This window comes from Lactobacillus sp. UMNPBX4 (assembly GCF_002554115.1).
GTDB classification, from domain to species: Bacteria; Bacillota; Bacilli; order Lactobacillales; family Lactobacillaceae; genus Lactobacillus; species Lactobacillus gallinarum.
The window spans coordinates 1-3,341 of the sequence record NZ_PCZF01000083.1; the positions used below are offsets into that span (position 1 = coordinate 1).

2 protein-coding genes are annotated in these 3,341 nt (G+C 36.4%); both read right to left on the reverse strand.

What is annotated here, in order from left to right:
- Window positions 1-313, reverse strand: a 313-nt coding sequence (locus tag CP355_RS09590; protein WP_143468933.1) for a helix-turn-helix domain-containing protein, incomplete at its 3' end; no start/stop codon positions are given.
- Window positions 314-422: 109 nt separating this feature from the next.
- Window positions 423-3,254: a DUF3427 domain-containing protein gene (locus CP355_RS09595; protein WP_098044423.1), complete on the reverse strand. Its 2,832-nt coding sequence runs from the start codon at window positions 3,252-3,254 to the stop codon at window positions 423-425.
- Window positions 3,255-3,341 lie beyond the last annotated feature (87 nt).

Below are 3,341 nucleotides of genomic sequence, written 5' to 3' on the forward strand. Positions count from 1 at the left end.
AGAAATGCTTATTGACATACTTGATAAAGTCAGATTTCTTCAAGAAGTCTGATTTACGACCACAGTGGCGTCGGTTAGTCTGATAAACACTTTGACCATGATCAGCCTTGTAACGCTTCTGTTTGCCACGATAAAGAGTAACAGTGCCTCGTCTAACTTCGTAACTGATTGTAGAAGGCGAACAGCACAACTCACGAGCGATAGCTCTGATAGAGCAGCCATCCTTCAAGCGAGTTTGAATAATAACCCGTTGTTCAAATGATAAATGCTTTCCCTTTTGATGCTCAGGCATGATAGAATGTAAAGAGTCCATTTGTGACCTCGTTTCTAAATGTTTTGTGGTAATTACATTTTATCAAACAGGTCCAAATGGACTTTTTATTTTTCTAAAGTGTTCAATTTGATTTTACAATCGGCGTTTATTATTCAAATAAAAGTTCTGACATACTCGTTTTTAACGGCCGCTTCAACAATAAATTCATCCCTACGGCAGGCTTCTTTTTTGGTCCTAATAATTCTTCCTTAACCGAATCAGATTGAATTTGTGCCTCACCTAAATAGAAGAACTGCTTGCCATCGGCATCGCTTCTTTTAACAAAAACATGGATATGCATGTCTGGTGTCTTCAACAATCGCTGCACTTCTTCTGAATCCAAATGTCGTGGCACTCTTGTATACCAACGTAAGCTACGTCCATTTTCTAAAGTATTGTGATATAAAGCATTCCGCTTTTCTTGATCATCTTTTCGATAAGTAATAAAAATCGGCGTATCATGATCACCTACACGATAACCATACATCGGTGCAGAAACATCCCGAGGCCAATTCAATAATCTGCAAGCATCTTTTCGATCATATTGTTGGTATAAAGTAAATTGCTTTTGCTGGTCATAATTAGTACTTAATAGCAAACCTGTTTCAATTGCATCTTTAAACAGATCTTTGAACCATTTATTTTGAGTTAAAGCATTTAATAATTCCTGATTTAATTCATAATCAAACAAACTGCTATGAACTACCACGGGTTGATCACCATATTGCGCCTTCTTAGTAGTTTTACCTTGCTTAACATCAAAAAAATCAAGCGATAATATATCGTCTATCGAATTCAAAACTGCTTTATTTACATAGATTTCCTTTTTGCGTAATTCTGAGACAAAGTCTTCCTGGTTGACCTGTTTCTGCTTCAATAGCATCTGCAACAAAATTAGTTCATGAGCTCGCTTGCCATTCAAAAGCTCTTTAGTTAAAAAACTTAGAACTGCATTTTCATAATTATTTAGCTTTACTGCTTCACCCATTTTAATTAAAAATGCGGCGTAATTATCAAGTCCGCGATTATTAGCAAAAACCATTGGCGAAACTGAACCATATTGAGCAAAATCATGCAATAAAGGAATGCGACCCAATTTATTCTTCAAGCTTTGATAACTCTGCCGCAATTCCCGCATATTGTCTAACTTTATTTGATCTAGTGAAGCTAAAATCTTTTCAGATGCAACTTTACTAAAGTTAATCGTAGAAACATCAATAAAGTGAGGTAACCGCGCCTCTCTTTTGGCTTGATCCTTATCGCGACTTGTATCGTGATTAAGGGCAATTGGAATCATGTAATTATTCTTATAATTACCGATAAAATCCAGAACTGTCACGAATTCTTTACCAGGATATTTTCTTAATCCTCGACCTAATTGCTGGATAAAAACAATACTTGATTCAGTATTGCGCAGCATAATGATTTGGTTCAAAGCAGGAATATCAATCCCCTCGTTAAATAAGTCTACTGCCACGATATATTCAATTTCACCAGTAACTAATTTTTGCACAATTTTATTACGGGTACTTTCGCTGTCTTCATTGGTTAAAGCGACAGCAGGATGGTCTTTCTCTGAGAAAAGGTCAGCTAATTCGCGTGCTTCCTCTTTTCTACTGCAAAAAACGAGTCCCTTGGCTTGATCGCCGCAATAGCCATAATAATCAATTTCTTTCAAAACATAATTTACGCGATCTTCTGATACTAAATAGCGTAAATCAGTTGTTTCATCAATTGATTGGCCGTTTAACTCATAATCTTGTACACCGACATAATGAAATGGCGTCAGCATCTTATCTTCTAATGCATCCCGCAACCGAATATCGTAGGCCAAATTATAATCGAAAATTTGATACACATTTTGTTCATCGGTTCGTTCAGGCGTAGCCGTCATACCTAATAAAAATTGCGGCTTAAAATATTGCAAAATCTTTTGATAGCTTGGTGCAGCTGCTCTATGCGCTTCGTCGATTAAAATATAATCGAATTCATTTGGATCAAAGCTTTTTAGCATATCCGGTTGAGATAAAGTTTGAATCGTCGCAAATAAATATTTTTTATTCTTATCATGCTTATTTCCACTGAGCAAGCCATAATCCTGCTTTTTTCCACCAATTACATGATAAAAACTTGCAAGCGACTTTTTAGCGATTTGCTCGCGGTGCACAACATATAAAAATCTTTTCGGTTTAAAATCTTTAACCGCAAAAGCACCTAAATACGTTTTCCCTGTACCTGTCGCCGAAACAACGAGGCCTCTTTTTTCGCCATTATCTACTAGGCCCTGTAAATTTCTGAGCGCTGCTTGCTGCATCTTATTAGGGACAATTTTTGTTTTTGATTTGGTTAGATACGCAACCGGTGCGGGCTGCCAGTTATTCTTATAATCAGCTAGCCATTGAGCGTTAAGATCAAAACTACTATCTTCCAATCTAGAAATTTTCTGCGCTAATTGCTTAGTTAAATCGGCTTGGTTGCGCGAGCTAGCTTTTAATGCCCATTCATAATTGCTAAGCATGGCTGAACGGGTAAAATTAGCACTACCAATTACAAGTGTTTGATAATCTTCGTGTTCAAATAAATAGCCCTTAACATGAAAACCCGCCTCATCCGCAATTTTCACTTTTAAGTTAGGAATTTTTGCCAACTCTTCAAATACGCGTGGGTTATTGAAATTTAAATAATTGCTAGTAATTATTGTTCCGCCCACGCCTTTAGCTGCTAAATCAGCTAAAACGACTTTTAATGGTACGAGCATATCCTGCGTAATAAAGGCTACAGTCCAAGTAAAACTTTGACAGTGATATAATTCCTCTCGCAAAGTTAGCCATATTTTTTCATCTTGCTCATTCGCTAAAAGTTTGGGACTAAAAAAATTATTCCCTAAAATCTTTTCATCATAAAAACCATTTAAGATTGCATCCCGCATCACATTCGACATTTTTTCACCTCATTTGGTCTAATTCTACTAAAAAGTGTCTGGGAAAAAACTAATTCTCAGACAGGAAAAAAGAACGATGATTTCCTA